This window comes from Micromonospora alfalfae, assembly GCF_022230925.1.
Taxonomy (GTDB): Bacteria; Actinomycetota; Actinomycetes; order Mycobacteriales; family Micromonosporaceae; genus Micromonospora; species Micromonospora alfalfae.
This window is the reverse complement of the sequence record NZ_JAKKFH010000006.1, coordinates 12,484-29,818: the sequence shown is the minus strand read 5'-3', so window position 1 is coordinate 29,818 and position 17,335 is coordinate 12,484. Positions and strand designations below refer to the sequence as shown.

The following is a 17,335-nucleotide window of genomic DNA, read 5'->3' as shown; positions in this document are numbered from 1 at the left end:
AGGTCCGCCGCCGCACCGGCCGGGCATTCCCGCTGGTGAAGCCTCTCACAAATGTGGGCAAAGAGGTTTAAGCCGGCAAGACTTGTCGGCTGCCGAACCGCGCCGCGATCGGTCTGAGTGAGCATGCTGCCGATTGCTGGAGGTTCGTCGTGGCCAGAGGTGCCACCTTCGCCGCGTTGCGCCACCGCAACTACCGGATCTGGGCGCTCGCCGGCTTCGTCTCCGTCATCGGCACGTGGATGCAGGTCCTCGGGGTCAACTGGTACGTCCTGAAGGAAACCGGCTCGGCGACGTCGATGGGCTTCGCCGTGCTGCTCCAGGCGGCGCCCACGCTGCTGCTCAGCGTCTGGGGTGGCGTGCTGGCCGACCGGCTGCCCGCCCGCCCGTTGCTGATCGCCGCCCAGGGCGCCCACGCGGCGCTCGCCGCCGGACTGGCGGCGGTCGCCCTGACCGGGGTCGGCGGCCTGCCGCTGATCTTCGCGATCTCGCTGGCCACCGGTGCCGTCTCGGCGATCGAAGGCCCGGTGATGGGGCGCTGGGCCGCCAGCCTCGTCGACCGGGAGACGCTGGGCAACGCGCTGGCGCTCGGTTCGCTCACCAACTCCGCCGGCCGCATCCTCGGCATGAGCCTCGGCGCGGTGGTGGTGGCCGCCGTCGGACCCGCCCTTCTGTTCGGCATCAACGCGGCCAGCTTCGCCGCCGTGGTGGTGGCGCTGTTCGCCGTACGCCCGGGAGCGGTGCCCGGCCTCCCGGTGCCGGACGCCGGGCGGACCCGGGGCGGTGTCCGCGCCGGGTTCGCCTACCTGCGCGGGCAGCCGGTGCTGCTCCTCGCGCTCGCCCTGTCGTTCGTGCTCGGCAGCCTGGGCCGCAACTACCAGGTGACCATGGCCGCGATGAGCGACGGTCCGCTGGACGCCGGGGCCTCCGGGTACGGCCTGCTGTCGACGGTGTTCGCTGTCGGCACTGTGGTGGGTGCGCTCGTCGCGGCCCGACGGCGTTCGCTGGGCTACCGGACGCTTGTCGTCGCGGGCCTGCTCGCCAGCGGGTTGCAGATCGTCGCCGGCCTCGCACCGGGCACCTGGAGTTTCGCCGCGGTGATCCTGCCGATCGCCGCCGCCGCTGTGGTCATCGACACCACAGTCGGCACCCGCGCCCAGCTCGACACCGACGGCGCGATGCGGGGCCGGGTGCTCGCCGCCCTGGCTGTCACCGGCTCGGTCTCCGCCGCGGTCGGCGCCCCGCTGCTCGGTTGGCTCGCCGAACACGCCGGGCCCCGGCAGACGCTCGTCCTCGCCGGCGCCGCGGCGGCGATCGCCACGACGGCGGCCGGCGTCGCCCTGGACCGGCAGCGCGGCCGCGCGGCGACCCTCGCGCTCGTCGTTCCGCGACCTCGTCATCCGGTACGACGAGCGGCGTTCCGGGCCGCCCGCATGGTCCGGCCCACCGGTGCGGTCTGCGTCATCGCGCCCGCCGAAGCCGGTGCGGTGCGGTCGGGCGGGGTGCGGCTCCGGGAGTTGGTCACCGCCGGGCCGGTAACGAACCGCTGAGACAGCTGTCACCCTCGGCGGCCGGCTTCCGGGACAGGGCGACACGAAGATCATCGTTACGCTGCGATCATGGAGATCGAGGAACGCCTACGGCGGACTCGCCGATGGCTGTGGGTCGTGCTGATCGGGCTCTTCCTGAGCGGTGTCACAGCGTTTCCGCTGGAGATCGAGGTGCGCTGGCTGCTGCGCGCACTGGACCCGCTCGCCGGCCAACTGCCCGCGCTTGTCGCCTGGATCGAGCGGGTGCACACCGGGCTCGTGACGGCCGGCGAGGACTACCCGTTCCTGCTCTACGGCACCGACTGGTTGGCCTTCGCCCACCTGGTGCTGGCGGTGGCCTTCTGGGGGCCGCTGCGCGACCCGGTGCGCAACGTCTGGGTGGTGCAGGTCGGCATGATCGCCTGCGCGGGCATCATTCCGCTGGCGCTGATCTGCGGCCCGATCCGGGACATCCCCTGGTTCTGGACTGTCGTCGACCTGTCCTTCGCGGTCGGGGCGTTCCCGCCGCTCTGGTTCGCGTACCGGCACATCCGCGCCGTCGAAGAGGCAGGAGCTTCAACCCCGTAAACCCTGCCGCCGGCCAGGCTGCTCCGACCCCGCCGGTCGATCATGGAGTTGTGGTGGGCAGAAGGTACGCCCTTGCCTCATCTGTGAGGCACCACAAGTCCATGATCGACGCGGGCGGGTGGGGCTAGTGCGACATCAGGTGGTGCGACTCGCGGATCTTGTCCCAGGACCTGGGCTCGGTCGGCGGAGCGGCCTTACGGGCGGCGCTGGCCACGTCGGGCCGGCCGGCGGTGAACAGCCAGGTGGTGAACAGGTCGTCAAGGTCCAGTCCGGAGATCCGCTCGGCCAGTGCCTGGAACTGCTCGATGGTGCCGTTGCCGTACCGGCGCTCGGCCGTCCACGTCGGCAGGATCTCGAAGAACGCGTCATCGCCGACCGCCAGCCGCAGCTGGTGCAGGGTCATCGCGCCCCGGTCGTAGACGGCGTTGTCGAAGATCCGAGCGGCGCCCGGGTCGCCGGGCAGCACCTGCCAGAACCCGTCGTCGGCCGGGTAACTGGCGTAGGCGAAGTCGAAGACCTCCTGGGCGGTGCCCTCGCCCTGCTCCTCCGACCAGAGCCACTCGGCGTACGAGGCGAAGCCCTCGTTGAGCCAGACGTTGCGCCAGTCGGCCACCGATACCGAGTCGCCGAACCACTGGTGGGCCAGCTCGTGCGTCACCACGTAGGTGTTGGCGCCGCGTCGCCAGAAGCCCGGCCCGTACACCGGGCGGGTCTGCGTCTCCAGCGCGAAGCTGATCCCGTCGACCGGCCCGGCCACGCCGCCCTGCGCCTCGAACGGGTACGGGCCGAAGAGCCCGCTCTCCCAGTCGACGATCTCGGCGGTCCGTTCGATGCTGGCCCGCGCGGCCGGCCCGAGCGCCCCCAGCGACGTGCTGTACGCGTTGATCACCGGCTGGCCACTCGGGGCGGTGTCGGTGACGATGTCGTACTGGCCGATGGCCATGAAGGCCAGGTAGGTGGTGGTGGGGGAGGTGGTCCGCCAGATCCACCGGGTGCGGTTGCCGGCCTCGGCCAGCGGCGGCCTCGGCTGCACGCCGTTGCTGATCACCTCGACGCCGGTGGGCACCGACACCGAGATGTCGTAGGTGGCCTTGTCCAGCGGGTGGTCGTTGCTCGGGAACCACCACCACGCCGACTCGGGCTCGCCGACGGCGAGGGCGCCGTCGTCGGTACGCGTCCAGGCGGTGTAGCCGTTGACCAGGGCCTCCGACGGGACACCGGAGTAACGCACGACGATGGTGAGCTGCTGGCCCCGGGTCACGGTGCGGGCCGGGGTGACCACCAACTCGTGCGCCCCAGCGGTGCTGGTGCTCGCCGCCCAACCGTTCACCCGGACCGACTCGACGTCGAGCAGGAAGTCCAGATTGAACGTCGAGAGGTCCTCAGTGGCGGTGGCGAGGATGGTGGTGGTGCCGGTGAGCAGGTCGGTGGCCGGTTCGTAGCGCAGCCGGACGTCGTAGTGCTCGACGTCGTAGCCGCCGTTGCCGTAGTCGGGGAAGTAGCTGTCGCCCAGTCCGGGCGCGCCGGGTTGCGGCGCTGCGGAGACGACCGGACGGCCCCAGCCCGTCGGGGCGGCCTGGCCGGGGGTGCCGGCGAGCATGGTGCCGGCGGTGGTGAGGGTCAGGGCGGTGGTGGCCGCCGTGAGGACTCGTCGCACGGGGTGGACTCCCTCCATCGGGTGTTCGCCAGGCCAACTTAATCGACAACTGTGAACGTCGCCGGTCGCCACACCCATCGTCGGTCGTCGCCCCCTGGCGTGCGTTGCACCGCAAGGTCACACTGTGTTGATCGGAGGTGACACGTGCGGCGCTCGGAGTTGCCCAGGCGAGAGGTGATCGGCCAACGGCAGGCGACAGCAGGTCGGGAACGGCTGCCGGCCGGCGGCCTGGAGTTGTTCGCGCTGCTCGCCCGGCTGTTGCGGCGACCCCGTCGCGGCGACCGCCGGCTCCCGCTGGTGTGGCTGGTCCGCTCCGACACCGCGGATCTGATGGTGCCGCTGCGCCGGTTCCTCGGCCAGGGCCCCCGGCGGCGGGTCCCGCACGCCGTGCTGGACGCCGACGCGTCGCCCGGCGCGGGGGACGTGCCGGCGCTGCTGCGCGAGCTGCACCGGCAGCTCTCCCTGGAGGCCTTCGGCGCCGCCCGGCTGCGCTTCCGGCACTATCCGCTCGCCGACTGGCTGATGCAGCAGAGCCTCAACCTGGGCATCGACGCCGACGACAGCCGCGCGGCACTGGTCCGCCGGCTGCGCGACCGCAGGGGCCCGCGCACGCCGGAGGCGTTGCCCTCCGGCGGCGACGCGGTCAGCATCGCCTCCCAGGTGCTGCTCTGGCTGGTCCGTCGCGCCGTGCCGGGGGTGGTCTTCCGGGCTGCCGTCTCCGGTCGGGTGCCGGTGCTCGGGCGGCACTACAACTGGTTCATGCGCCAGCAGTATCTGGCGCCCCGGCAGTCGGTCACCTTCCTCGGCTTCGCCGAGCGCCTCACCGCGGGCTGGCGCGACGGGGAGCAACCCGACCAGGTCAACAAGCTGCTGCTGCACGCGTTCCTGGAGGACCTGCGGCAGGCGTACCGGCGTCGGCCCTGGCGCCCGTCGGACTGGCGGCGCACCGCGTACCCGGCTCTGCTGATCGATCACGTCGCCCCCGGCAACGTCGGCGGGGAGCTGGTCCGCCTGCTCGGCGACGTCCGCACCGAGACCGGCCGCAACGACCCGCTGCTGATCGTCGCGTCCGGTGGGCAACCCCCACCGGACCTGCCGGAACCGCACCCGTTGACCGAGGCCGACGAGGCGTACGACGAGTGGGCCGGGGCGCTGCCGGAGATGCGACGGCTGCGCCGCCCGGCCACCTGGCTGGTGGCGCTGCGCCCCGACGAGACCGACACCGGCCCACCGTCACGTGGCGGGCTGCGGCCCTTCTCCGCGCCCGACCCGCCGTGGTGGTCGCGGCGCTTCCTGCCGACGGCGCTGTGCCTGGTGCTGGTGGCGGTGCTCGGCCTCTGGGTGGCCAGCCGCTGGGGGCCGGGCTGTCACCCCTCGCTCACCGGAAAGGTCTCGGTCGAGGTGGTCGGCAGCGGCGAGTGTGTCGGCTACAGCGACAGCGCGGCCCAGGTGTTCAACAACGACCCCGGCCAGGACCGGCTGCGCACAGTTCAAGAGCGCATCTTCGCGCAGAACCGCGCCGCCGAGGAGGTCTGGCAGCGCAGCGACCGACGACGGCCCTTCCTCACCCTGGTCTACCTCGGCACCCTCACCGGCAACCGGACCCGCGCGGACGAGGAGTCGTACGTCTCCGAGCGCGAGGAGCTCGAAGGGATGGCCACCGCCCAGTACGCGTTGCTGAAGGAGTCGGCCGGCGCCGACGGCGCGGCGCTGCTGCGGATCGTGGTGGCAAACGGTGGCCGCCAGATGATCTACGCCGATCGCGCCGTGGCGATGCTGGCCGAGCTGGCCCGGGACGACCCCACTGTGCTCGGGGTGGTCGGGCTGGTGGAGAGCCGCACCAGCACCGCCCGCGCGCTGCGCGAGCTGAACCAGGTCGGGCTGCCGGTGCTGGCGCCCACCCTCTCCGCCGACAGGATGGACGCCAACTCCCGCCTCTACCTCCAGATCTCCGCACCGAACAAGGACCAGGTGAAGCTTGTCGACGCGTACGCCAAGCAGGTGCTGAAGGTCGACGACGCGCACGTCTTCTACACCACCCTGGAGGGCAGTTCGCTCACCGAGGACCTCTACGTGGGCACCCTCGTCGACGGGCTCCGACAACAGTTCGGCACCCGGATCACCCGCCTGGACGAGTGGCGCACCGGGCAGCGGCTGACCGACGAGTGCGGCTACCCCGGGATGCTCTTCTACGCGGGCCGATGGACGGAGTTCGACGGTTTCCTGCGGGCGTTGCGCGAGTGCGGCGGCAACCCGCCCCGACACCTCGTCGCCGACGACTCGGCCAACAGGTACATGGCCAACCCGGGTCTGCGCGCCGCCGCGCCCGGGAACCTGCCCGTCACGTACGTCTCCAAGGCGGCCCTGGCCACCTGCGCGGCGCTGCGGGCCGCCCAGGACCGGCGCGACGACGACGCGCGGGCAAGCTTCCTGTCCTGGATCCAGGCCGACGACCTGCTCGACCCGCCGCGCTGCCGGCCGGGCTCGGAGGAACAGGTCGGCGAGCGCGTCAGCCTGGCCTACGACGCGTCGATGATGCTGGTCCGGGCGGTGGAGAGCCTCGCCGCCCGACTGCACCACGCCGACCCCCGGCAACGCTGGGAGCCGGAGTCGGTGAACCCGGTGGGCGTGCACGCGGAGGTGCTCCGGCAGAACGCCGGTCAGGGCTACCCGGGGGTGGCCGGGCTGATCCGGTTCACTCCCGACTCGGGGGAGCCGGTCGACAAGCGGCTGGCCCTGATGCGGGTGGAGCAGGTGCCCGACGTGGCGACGGCGCCGGTGGAGGTGTTCCGCTGCGGGGCCGCCGACGGGTCCGGCCCGGCGGCGTGCGGCCCGGCCTGACCGGTCCGGCGTGACACGTCCTCGCAGGACTGTCCGCGTGCCGTCGGTGTCCGTTAGGGTTCCTGGGACCAGGCGGCCGTGGCGTTGGGGGCAGAGGGTGGGCAGGCTCGCGTCGGCGTACGGGCAGGCGGTCAACTCCCACCGGGCGGCCCGGGCACATCTGGACACCGCCCGCAGCGTCCTGGGGGCGGCGCCGACCGCCGTCGCGCCGGTCGGCGCCGACGACCTGGTGACCCGCCTCGCCCGCCTCGGCGGTGCACTGGCAACCCCTGCCCCGGGCGTCACCCCGCTGACCGACGAGCCGGCCGCGGTGCGGATCGGCGAGGCGTCCACAGCGGACGGCACCTTTCCGGTGCTGGTCCCGCTCGGCGGCGGCCACCACCTCGCAGTGGACACCGACGCCCGGGACCCGCAGGTCGCCGGATTGCTGCGGGCGCTGGTGCTGCGGCTCGTCGCCACCGCACCGGCCGGTCAGGTCCGCGTCGCCGGCATCGACACCGCAGCGCTCGGCGCCACCTTCGGCCCACTGCGACCACTGCTCGACGCCGGGGTGCTCGACCCGCCGGCCACCGGCGAGGCCGAGGTTGCCGCGCTGCTGGACGCCGCCGAGCAGCACGCCCGCGCCGCGCAGCACTGTCAGCCCGCCGCCCGTCGCCTGCTGGTGGTGGTCGCCACCGCCGCGCCGCCGCCGCGCGAGCTGGCCCGGCTCGCCGCGCTCACCCACGCCGGCCCGGCGGCCGCCGTGTGCGTGCTGCTCGCCGGCCATCCGTCCCGGCTGCCCGGCGAGACCGCGCCGCCGCTGGGCGGCACCACAGCGGTGCGGCTCAACCAGGGGTACGCGCACGTCGGCGACCCTCCCGGCACCCCGTTCAGCGCGGACGGCAGCGGGCTCGCCGTACCCGTTCTGCTCGACGGCGACCCGCCGCCCGCCTCGGTACGCGCGCTCGCCGAGCACCTCGGCACCGCCACCCGTCGCGCCGACGCGTTGCCCTTCACCGACCTGCTGCCCGAAGGGCGTTGGGCCGAGTCCGCCGGCAACGGCCTGCGCACGGTGATCGGCCGGGCCGGCGGCACCGCGCTGACGCTCGCCTTCGACGACGCCACCCCACACTGGCTGGTCGGTGGGCGCACCGGCGCCGGCAAGACGGTCTTCCTCCTCGACGTCCTCTACGGGTTGGCCGCCCGCTACTCGCCGGCCGAGTTGCAGCTCTACCTTCTCGACTTCAAGGAGGGCGTGAGCTTCACCGAGTTCGTGCCCACCGGTCGGGACCCGTCCTGGCTGCCGCACGCCCGTGCCGTCGGCATCGAATCCGACCGCGAGTACGGTCTCGCCGTGCTGCGTGAGCTGCGCCGGGAGGCGCAGCGCCGGGCCACAGCACTCAAACGGCACGGCGTCACCAAGCTCGCCGACCTGCCCCGGGACAGTTCGCTGCCGCGCATCGTGACGGTCATCGACGAGTTCCACGTGCTGCTCGCCGGCAACGACCCGCTGGCCCGCGAGTCGGTCGACCTGCTGGAGGAGTTGGCCCGCAAGGGCCGCTCGTACGGCATCCACCTGGTGCTCGCCAGCCAGAGCATGACCGGCATCGAAGCCCTCTACGGTCGGGCCGAGGCGATCTTCGGGCAGTTCGCGTTGCGGGTAGCGCTGCCCGGCGGTGGTGGAGTGCTCGACCAGCTCAACGCCGCCGCCGCGGCCCTACCGGTCGGCTCCGCGGTGGTCAACACCGCCGCCGGCGCGGTCGGCGCCGACACGGTGCTGCGCTTCCCCGACGCGCACGCCGCCACGGCGGACCTCGCCGCGTTACGCCACGACCTGTGGCAGGCCCGCCCGCCGGGCTCGCGGCCCCCAGCGGTCTTCAAGGGGTACGAAGCCGCACGGATCGAGGACGACACCACGTTCGCCGGGTTGCGTCCCGGTGGTCGACGCCCGATGGCCCTGGTCGGCCGAACCGTCGACGTGCACGGCACCACGGCACTGTTCCTGATGGACACCACCCCCGGCCGGCACCTCGCCGTGGTGGGCACCGCACCGGCCGGCGCGGACGTGCTGCGTGCCGCGACGCTCAGCCTGGCCCGCCAGCACACCCCCGGCGACGCCCGCTTCCAGTTGGCCTGCCTGGTCACCGCCGCCGACCCGGTCGCCGACGACACCGAAACGCTGCTGCGGGCCGCCGGCCACCCGGTGCAGCGCCTCGACGCCGCCGGGCTGCGCGACCGGATCGCCGCGCTGGCCGTCGAGCCCACCGGCCGCGAATACCTTGTGGTGTTCGGCATGGACGCCGCCGCGCCCGTCCTCGGGGCCACCGACCCCGCCACGTTCCGCTCCGGTCTTGACGACCTGCGTACCGTCCTGCGTCAGGGCCCCGGCCAGGGGGTGCACCTGCTCGGCTGGTGGCGGGGGCTGCGCCGGCTCGCCGACGACCTCGGCGGCACCCAGAACCGCGACGACGTCGCCTGCCTGGTCGCGCTCAACGTGCCCGGCGCCGAGCTGGCAATGCACCTCGGAGCGCACGACCTGGCCTACACGCCCCGCCCCGACCGGGCGCTGCTGATCGACCGGCACGACCAGCGCACCCGGCTGATCGTTCCGTTCGTCGGCGACGGGCACGACCCGGACGGGGAGCGGTGACAGTGTCCTTCGAGGAGTACGCGGCGCTGGCCCGACAACTCTCCGCCCAGCACCGCGCCGGGGAACAGCACGCCGCCGCCGAATCCGCGCGCCGCCGCGACCTGCACGCCGCCGTCGACTACCTCCAGCAGCGGCTGACCGCCCAGGGCCAGCGCCTCGACCAGCTCGGCCGCGCCATCGGCATCGACCAACCACCCCCTGCCCCTGCCCCGGCCCCGGGGACGCCGGGTGAGACCGCCGCCTGGCCCAGCCCGCCGTCCGGCGCCGGGGTGCCCACCGCTCCCAGCTCCGGCCCGCCCTTCGCTGCCGGCGCTCCCACCGCACCCGGAACCGGGGACGGGGAAGTCGCCGGCGCAGCCGGCGCGCCGGGGCGGGCGGGGGTCGGGGCGTACCCCCAGTTGGCGGCGGGGGAGGCGTGGCTGGCGCTGCCGACGGCGGGGAGCCCGGCGGGCGGCGGGGTGCCCGCGCAGCGCGCGGCGGCGGCCGACCCGGCGGTGGAGTTGGAGCTGGCCCGGCGGATGGCCGACGAGGCCGACCGGCACGGGCAGCAGACGGAGTTGCTGGCCCAGCGGCCAGCGCTGCTGCCGACGTGGTCGCCGCTGGCGCGGGCGGTCGCCGTCTACGCCGGGTGCGGCGCGGCGGCCGGGGTGCTCGTGCTGATCCTGGTGCTCGCCTCCGGGGTCGGTCTGGTGGACGGGTTCACCCTCGGCGCGTGGATCTGCGCGGGGTTGCCGGCGGTGGCGTTCTTCGGCGGCTATTTGGTGCTGGGCCGGTGGGGGCGGCCCGCGATGGTCGCCGGCACCCCGCCGCGATATCTGCCGCTCGGTTTCCTGATCTGTTTCCTGGTGGTGCCGATGGCCTACTGCGCGTACCTGCTGATGGTCCGTGGCCTGCGCTGATGACTGACCTGACATCCGGTCTGCGCTTCGCCGCGCAGCCGGTCGTCAGCGTGTTCGTGCCGGGCAGGCCACCTGGGCACACGACGCCGCCATCCATTGTGTCCGCCTCGGTGCCGTAGTCTCGCGCCCCGAGCGCTATCGGTGCGCAATGCGCTTGCCGGGGCTCCGGATCGTCACACCTCGGCGTCTCCTGAGCGGTAGGTCGAAAGGTTGGTCAGGGAATTGCAGGGACACACGTCCACCGAGGTTGAGCCGATGCCGGCAGGGGGCGGGATCGCCGTTTCGCCGCCGGTCAACGCCGAAGCGGCGACGCCTCGCTCCGAACAGGAGTCAGGGCCGTCGGTCGTCACGGCATCACAGCAGGCCGGCCCGGGCGCGGTGGTCGCCGGTTTCGGGCTGATCGCCGTCGGCGCCGTAGGGGGCTGGCTGATCTGGCGCAGCGGCGCCTCCGCGGCGAAGATCCAGCCCGAGGACACCACAGGTGTCTTCCTCACCCTGTTGGTCTTCGCCGCAGCGGTCGAGCGGATCCTGGAACCGTTCTCGCGGTGGCTTCCCGGACGCGCCGCCGAGGCCGCGCTCTCCCGGACGGTGGCCGACGTGACCAGCCGGGCCGACGGCCCCACCGAGGCCGACCGCGAGGCGATCGCCGTGGCCACCGCCAAGGTCGCGCGGGCGAAGGCGAACCGCACCATCGTCGCGTGGGGCCTCGCCAGCGGCCTGGCCACAGTGGCGTCCAGCGCCGGCGGGTTCTACGTTCTGCACGCGGTCGCCGGTGCCGACTGGAACGGAGTGGCAGTCTGGGTCGACGCCGTGGTGACGGGTGTGATGGTCGGCAGCGGCACCAAGCCGCTGCACGACCTGATCAGCCGGGCGCAGAGCGGCCCGCCGTCGGCGTAGCCCCCTGCCTGGCCGTCCGGGCCCGCCGGAGGGCATGATCCACTCGGGTTCACGGAAGTCGGGGTATCCGTGCCATCGGGATACCCCGACCTCAGCTGTCCCGCGTCGCTCCAGATCGTGGACAGTTTCCGTTACGAGCTAACGGAAACTGTCCAAGATCTCGGTCGCCACACGGACTCGGTCGGGGCACAGTTGCTCGCGTGGAGGGACCACTGCCCACGAGGTGACGCGGGAGCGGGCGGCCGGTCGCGCTGGGTGCGCGGATCTCGTACGCTCCCATGTGGTCTCTGCCGGTGCGGTGGTGGAGGCGATGGTCGATCACGGGGAGGTGCGCGTGAGCGCAGCACAGATCATCGCGAGGTTGGCGGCGGCGTCGCAGAAGCTGGACGAGGCGAAGGCCAAGACCGCAGCGGCAGCACAAGACGCGGCCGAGGCGCGGGCACTCGTCGCCGGTGCGCTGGAAGGCGTGGCCGCCGGTCCGCTGATCAGCATGATCGACTCCTACCGTCAGGCGCTCGCGCAGGCGTCCCAGGGTGGTGACCCCGCGAAGCAGCATGTGCAGGAGACGATCGCCAAGGTCCGAGCGCTGGGCAATTGACCACGGGTGGTGACAGAGCAACCCACCAACCACCAGTGCGACGTGCGATTCCGCTCGTCACAGACGCCCTGGTCGCACGGCTCGAATCCGCGCTGATCGGCGCGACACCCCCGTGCCGGACCAGAGGTGTCAATCCATGGCGGGTTCGCGTTCGATGACGACGACCGGGATCTCGCGGTCGGTCTCCTTCGCGTAGCGGGCGTACGTCGGGAAGACCTTCGTCATCACCGGCCACAGCCGGACGCGCTCCGCACCGGTCGCGGTCCGGGCCCGACCGACGATCCGCTCCGCGCCGACCTGGATCTCCACCGCCGGGTCGGCGCTCAGGTTCAGGTACCAGGCGGGGTGCCTGGCCGCGCCGCCGTTGGACGCCACCAGCACATAGTTGTCGCCGTCGCGCCCGTACATCAGGGCCGTGCGGCGCAGCGTGCCCGATCGGCGTCCCCGGGTGGTGAGCAGCAGCGAGGGTACGCCGTGGAAGGTGCCCCCGTCCGCGCCGTCGGTCTTCACGTAGCGCCGGATGTGGCTGGCGACCCAGCCGACAGGGCTGTCCTCGACCGTCTCGTGCTGCTCGTGTGTGGTCACGCCATCGCCTCCATCGTCGAGCCCGGACGGTCGAACGGGGTGTCGATCATACGCGGGGCTCATGCGGTGGCCGGCGCTCAAGAGGGTGCCGGCGGTTGTGGTCGAACGTGATGCCTGTGAGTCATCGTGATGACTCACAGGCATCAGGCTCTCCAGGGACACGGCCTCCAGGGACACGGCCTCCAGGGACACGGCCTCCAGGGACACGGCCTCCAGGGACACGGCCTCCAGGGACACGGCCTCCAGGGGCCGCAGGCTCCCGGGGCCGCAGGGACCGAGCCGGCGGGGGAGGATCAGCCGCGCGAGCGCGGCAGGCAGCACTTCTTGTACTTGGCGCCGGAGCCGCACCAGCAGGTGTCGTTGCGGCCGGGTGGCCAGGCGTTCACGCCGGCCTCGTCCAGGCTGTCGGCGTACTCGTCGAGGGTTTCCTCGCTGGTGGGGTCGCTGTCGGTGCGTTCGGCGAAGGCTGCCAGGTCGGCGACCGTGCCGACGACCACGCCCAGGTCCGCGCCGCCCATCCCGGAGGCGTCGACGAGGGCGCGTTCGATCTGGGCGCGGTGCTCGTCCCAGGTGGCGGGGTAGCTGTCGACCAGGGTGGGCCAGCGCAGCAGCAGCGCGGTGAACTCCGCCTGCGGCCAGAACAGCAGCGTCGCCGGGCCGTCGTCGAGGGCGTCGAGCGCGTGGGTGCTCGCGGCGCGCAGCCGGTCGGCGAGGTTGTCGTACTCGTCGTGGGGTAGACCCTGCTCTTCGCGCAGGTCGTGGCGTCGCTGGGCCAGGCCGTAGATCATGGCGGCGGCCTCGTCCTGGGCGTCCTCGGATTCGTGCTGTTGGGTGCGGGTCCGTTCCAGGATGGCGTCCAGTGCCCCGGTGAGCCATTCCAACGCCGTGTCGCCGTGGCCGGACTCGGCCAGCTCGTCGATCAGGTACGTGGCCGCGGGATCGGTCTCCAGCAGCGGACGCAGGGCGGTCAGCTCGGCCATGCCCTCGTCCGAGCGGTCGAGGCGCAGCAGCAGACCGCCGCGCACCGCTCGGGCGTACGCGTTGTCGTCCGGCTGTTCGGCGATGGCGCGGGTGGCCAGGGCGAGTGCGTCGGCCAGGTCACCGGCCTGTTCCAGGATGTCCGCGGCGACCAGCAGGGCGTACCCGGTGTCGTCGGGGTCCGCTACCCGACCCTCGTCGACGGCACCTACCAGTTCGGCGACGAGCGCGGCCGGGTCGGGGCTCTCGAAGCCGAGGGCGCCGATCTCCTCGATGCGGTCGGCGGTGAGCAACTCGGACATGGGCGCATCCTGAAAGACGACTGTCGGTGGGTGGGGGAGCGGCCAGCGTACTCCTGGACGTGGAGCAGCCCGGGCGGCGAACCGCCCGGGCTGCGACACGTTTCCTCAGCGGGTCGCCGGCATGGTGGCGAACTCGCCGGCTAGCTCCGACTCGACGATCGTCGCGGCGGACGGCCGGCGACCGGCCGACGGCCGCCGGGCGGACGGGACGGCGAGGGCCGCGAGCGCGGCTGCCAGGGCGATCGCCGTGAGGACGAGAAACCCCATCGTGAAGCCGGCCTCCCTGGGCAGGCCGTTGGCCTGCGGGTTGGCGGTGATCACGCCGCTGACCACTGCGGCGCCGATCGCGCCGCCGATGGTGCGGATGTTGGCGTTCATGCCGGTCGCCACGCCGGTCTGGCTGGCGGGCACGCTGGCCACGATCAGGTTGGCCATCGAGGCGAAGGCCAGGCCGATGCCGAGGCCGACCAGGCCACCGGCGATGGCGACCTCCCAGCGGGTGTCGTGTGCGGTGGCGAGCATCGCGGAGGCGGCCACGTTGAAGGTGGCACCGGTGGCGAGTTGCGCCTTGGCGCTGAAGACGGCCTGGAGTCGCCCGGCGATGACGCCGGCGACGAACATCGCACTGACCATCGGCAGCATGAGCAGACCAGCCTGGCTGATGCTCGCCCCGAAGCCGTAACCGGCGGCGGTAGGGGTCTGCAGGAACTGCGGGAGGAACGCGTACATGGAGAACATCGACGCGCCGTAGAGCAGGGCGACCAGGTTGGTGGTCCACACGCCGGGCAGGCGCATCATCCGCATGTCGATCAGCGGGTTGCTGGAGCGCAGCTCGGTGACCAGCCAGCCGACCAGCAGGACCACGGCCAGCGCCAGTAGACCGAGCACCCGGGTGGAGGTCCAGCCCCAGGTGGCGCCCTGGCTGATCGGCAGCAGCAACGCGACCAGCCAGCCGGAGAGCAGCACTGTGGCGCGCCAGTCGATGCGACCGGGGGTACGGACCGGCGACTCGGGCACGAACAGGTGCGCGGCCACCGCGGTCAGCCCGACCACGATCATCGGGATCCAGAACAGCCAGCGGTAGTCCAGCGTGCTGACGATCGGGCCGGCCAGCACGATGCCCAGACCGCCGCCGACGGCGACGATGGCCGAGATGGCGGCCACCGCGGTGGAGACCCGCGCGGCCGGGAACTCGTCGCGGATGATGCCGAACGACAGCGGGAAGACCGCTCCGCCGATGCCCTGTACGACCCGGGCGAGGATGAGGATGCCGATGTTCGGCGCGATGGCGGCGAGCAGGCAGCCGAGGGCGAGGGCGGCGAGCGAGACGACGAGCATCCGCTCCTTGCCGATCATGTCGCCCACGCGTCCGAGGATCGGCGTGAAGATCGACGCGCTGAGCAGGTAGGCGGTCAGGACCCAGGTCACTGTGTTCTGGGAGGTGTGCAGGTCCTGCTGGATGGTCGGCAGCACGGGGGTGATCAGCGACTGGAGCATCGCGAAGAACCCGGCGCCGGCCGCGAGCACGGTGAAGGTGAGCCGACGCGAGCTGCGTCGGGAGGTCACTGCCACGAGAGGAAACTCCCTGATTACGTACGGGAATGAAGGCTTGTCGTCCGTCGTCGGACGGGGTGGTCTGTCGGGGTCCGGGCGATCGGGGTGGCCAGGCGGCGATCGGGCGGGTCCCGAGGTAGAGTAACCGGAGGCAGGCCTCCGGGATTCCGGAGGGGTGCCTCCGCTAAGCTAGCGGAGGGCATCCTCCGGATGCAAATAGAGTGAGGTGACGCACGTCATGACCAGCGCGGGGCAGGCGCCCGAGGTCTTCGCCCAGCGGCCCAAGCGGGCCGACGCGCGGCGTAACTACGACGCCCTGATCGTGGCGGCACGCGAGGCGTTCGCCGAGAACGGCGCCGCCGCCTCCCTGGAGGACGTGGCCCGCCGGGCCGGCGTGGGCATCGGCACGCTCTACCGCAACTTCCCGACCCGCCGGCACCTGTTCGAGGCCGTCTACGTCGAGGAGGTCCGGGCGCTGTGCCACTCCGCCGAGGGCCTGGCCGAGCTGCCGCCCTGGGACGCGCTCGTCGCCTGGCTGCACCGCTTCGTCGCGTACGTCGCCACCAAGCGGGCGCTCGCCGAGCAACTGCTGCACGACTCCGAGATCTTCACCAGCTGCCGGGCGGAGATCTTCTCCGCCGGTGAGCCGCTGATGCGTCGCGCACAGGACGCCGGTGTGGTCCGTGGCGACATCGGCTTCGACGACGTGGTGCGGCTGATCAGTGGTCTCACCATGGCCCAGTTCCCGTCACCCGAGCAGCGTGACCGGGTGCTCGGCGTGGCACTGGACGGCCTGCGTCCACCAGCCACGCCGCGCTGACGGCCCAGTCGGCCGCGCCGCGCTGACGACCGTCCGACCGGTCAGCGGTCGACCAGCAGCAGCCACTCGTCGTCGAGGCGTTCCACTGTCGTGTCCGCCGGCCAGCGGTGGCCGGGATCGGCCACCGCCCGGGCCTGCTCTACCTGCGGCGGCCGGCTGAACTGCGTGTCGCGGAAGCTGGCCATGCTGTGGAACCGGGCCCGGCCGAAGTTCGCCGCGTCGAGAAAACGGGCCCTGTCGAACAGCGCCTCCGCGCCGAACACCGTCCAGCGGAACAGCGCCATGTTCGTGAAGCGGACGGCGTGGAAGCTGGCCGACCGGCCGAACTCGGTGTGCTCCATCGACAGGGCGCCCTCGAAGACGGCCTCGCGGAACGAGGTGACGTCCTCGAAGCGGGTCAGGTCGAAGCTGGTCGGCTGGCCGAAGGTCACCCGGCGAAACGAGGTCGGGCCGGTGAAGCTGGCTCGCCGACAGGACAGACCGCCGGGAAAGGCGGCGCCGTCGACGTTGGCCGCGCCGCCGCCGCGGATGCCGTCGAGGACGACCTCGCCGTCGGCCACGAGCCCGTCGAAGACCACGTCACCGAAGGTCGCCGCACCGAACAGCAGCCGCCCCCGCGACGTCGCGCCCGCGAAGGTGGTCGAACCGGTGAACACCGCCGCCGTGAAGTTCGCGTCGACGAGCGTGCAGCCGGCGGCGTCGAAGTCGATGAGCGTGGCGCCGGCCAGGTCGAGCGTCAGCTCCGGCCAGTGGGCCACGTCGTCAGCGCGCAGGTGCCGGGTGAGCACGCGCTGCGCGCTGCGCCGGACCTCCGTCTCGCGCGGCTCGCCGTCGGACGCCGGCATCCGCAGGTACGCGCAGAGCACCGCCGCGATCGTCGGGCGCTGCCCCGGGTTGTCCTGACCGAGGCGCTCCAGTGCGTGCAGACCGCCGAGGCGTACCGCCGCGCTGTCGTTGCCGAGCAGCTCGACCGCCCGGGTGTAGAGCTCGGTCAGTCGACGCTCCGCCGCGTCGTGCTCGGCGGCCCCGGACTGCCGCTCCTGGTGGCGCTGCGCGGCCTCGGCCACCGCCTCGGCGTGTGCCTGCACCCGGTCCCGGTGCACCTGGTCCCGTGTGGCGACGTTCTCCTGGTGTCGCTGCGCGCGTTCGGCGATCCACTGGCGGCGGGCGGCCAGCAGCAGCGCGAGCCCTCCGCCGGTGCCGGCGACGACGGTCAGGCCGGTGCGGATCGCGTCGATGCGCAGCGTGGCGCGGGTGTCCGGTTGGCTGGCCCGGTCGGCCTCGGTGAGCAGCAGGTCCAGCACCAGCCAGCCCAGGGCGACGGCGACGAGCAGGCCGACCAGGACCAGCCACCACGGCATCACCCTCAGCTCGCGCTCGGTGGGTTCGTCGACAGCCACGGCCACAGCATGTCAGGCAGCGCCGGTGTCCGATATGGAGCGTGGCGGTATGACCGTTTAC

The 17,335-nt window shown here is 72.7% G+C and carries 13 protein-coding genes; 8 read left to right on the top strand and 5 right to left on the bottom strand.

All coding sequences use genetic code 11. The features are described from left to right. Positions 1–149: 149 nt before the first annotated feature. Positions 150–1,547 carry an MFS transporter gene (locus MED01_RS04845; RefSeq protein WP_238667340.1) on the top strand — a complete coding sequence of 466 codons (1,398 nt, stop codon included), beginning with the start codon at positions 150–152 and terminating at the stop codon, positions 1,545–1,547. 69 nt (positions 1,548–1,616) lie between these two features. Continuing rightward, complete coding sequence (locus MED01_RS04840) at positions 1,617–2,114, top strand: hypothetical protein (protein WP_238667339.1); 498 nt, start codon at positions 1,617–1,619, stop codon at positions 2,112–2,114. Between the two features lie 124 nt (positions 2,115–2,238). On the opposite strand, the gene MED01_RS04835 is transcribed toward MED01_RS04840, so the two are convergent. Continuing rightward, positions 2,239–3,771: a M1 family metallopeptidase gene (locus MED01_RS04835; protein WP_238667338.1), complete on the bottom strand. Its 1,533-nt coding sequence runs from the start codon at positions 3,769–3,771 to the stop codon at positions 2,239–2,241. 144 nt (positions 3,772–3,915) lie between these two features. Here MED01_RS04835 and MED01_RS04830 point away from each other — a divergent pair, with 144 nt between their 5' ends. From MED01_RS04830 to MED01_RS04810, 5 genes are all read left to right on the top strand, one after another. Continuing rightward, positions 3,916–6,612, top strand: coding sequence for a type 1 periplasmic-binding domain-containing protein (locus tag MED01_RS04830; RefSeq protein ID WP_238667337.1), 2,697 nt, complete (start codon positions 3,916–3,918; stop codon positions 6,610–6,612). 97 nt (positions 6,613–6,709) lie between these two features. Further along, positions 6,710–9,241, top strand: a complete 2,532-nt coding sequence (locus MED01_RS04825) for an FtsK/SpoIIIE domain-containing protein (protein WP_238667336.1) — start codon at positions 6,710–6,712, stop codon at positions 9,239–9,241. A gap of 2 nt (positions 9,242–9,243) precedes the next feature. After that, positions 9,244–10,140 (top strand): hypothetical protein, encoded by an 897-nt coding sequence (locus MED01_RS04820; RefSeq protein WP_238667335.1) that lies wholly within the window; start codon positions 9,244–9,246, stop codon positions 10,138–10,140. A gap of 255 nt (positions 10,141–10,395) precedes the next feature. Further along, complete coding sequence (locus MED01_RS04815) at positions 10,396–11,037, top strand: hypothetical protein (RefSeq protein ID WP_238667334.1); 642 nt, start codon at positions 10,396–10,398, stop codon at positions 11,035–11,037. A 310-nt stretch (positions 11,038–11,347) separates the two neighbouring features. Continuing rightward, positions 11,348–11,635 carry a DUF6244 family protein gene (locus MED01_RS04810; RefSeq protein ID WP_238667483.1) on the top strand — a complete coding sequence of 96 codons (288 nt, stop codon included), beginning with the start codon at positions 11,348–11,350 and terminating at the stop codon, positions 11,633–11,635. 129 nt (positions 11,636–11,764) lie between these two features. On the opposite strand, the gene MED01_RS04805 is transcribed toward MED01_RS04810, so the two are convergent. The 3 genes from MED01_RS04805 to MED01_RS04795 all read right to left on the bottom strand — a co-directional run bounded on the left by MED01_RS04805 (position 11,765) and on the right by MED01_RS04795 (position 15,072). Continuing rightward, positions 11,765–12,220, bottom strand: coding sequence for a nitroreductase family deazaflavin-dependent oxidoreductase (locus MED01_RS04805; protein ID WP_238667333.1), 456 nt, complete (start codon positions 12,218–12,220; stop codon positions 11,765–11,767). Between the two features lie 293 nt (positions 12,221–12,513). Next, complete coding sequence (locus MED01_RS04800) at positions 12,514–13,500, bottom strand: SEC-C domain-containing protein (RefSeq protein ID WP_238667332.1); 987 nt, start codon at positions 13,498–13,500, stop codon at positions 12,514–12,516. 105 nt (positions 13,501–13,605) lie between these two features. Then, on the bottom strand, positions 13,606–15,072 hold the full coding sequence (locus tag MED01_RS04795; RefSeq protein ID WP_238667331.1) for an MFS transporter: 1,467 nt from the start codon (positions 15,070–15,072) through the stop codon (positions 13,606–13,608). A gap of 220 nt (positions 15,073–15,292) precedes the next feature. Here MED01_RS04795 and MED01_RS04790 point away from each other — a divergent pair, with 220 nt between their 5' ends. Beyond that, the gene (locus MED01_RS04790) at positions 15,293–15,874 is read left to right on the top strand and encodes a TetR/AcrR family transcriptional regulator (protein ID WP_238667330.1); all 582 of its coding nucleotides are present in this window, start codon (positions 15,293–15,295) and stop codon (positions 15,872–15,874) included. A 41-nt stretch (positions 15,875–15,915) separates the two neighbouring features. Here the strand turns inward: MED01_RS04790 and MED01_RS36010 are convergent, their stop codons facing one another. Further along, positions 15,916–17,274: a pentapeptide repeat-containing protein gene (locus MED01_RS36010; protein WP_238667329.1), complete on the bottom strand. Its 1,359-nt coding sequence runs from the start codon at positions 17,272–17,274 to the stop codon at positions 15,916–15,918. Between the last annotated feature and the right edge of the window lie 61 nt (positions 17,275–17,335).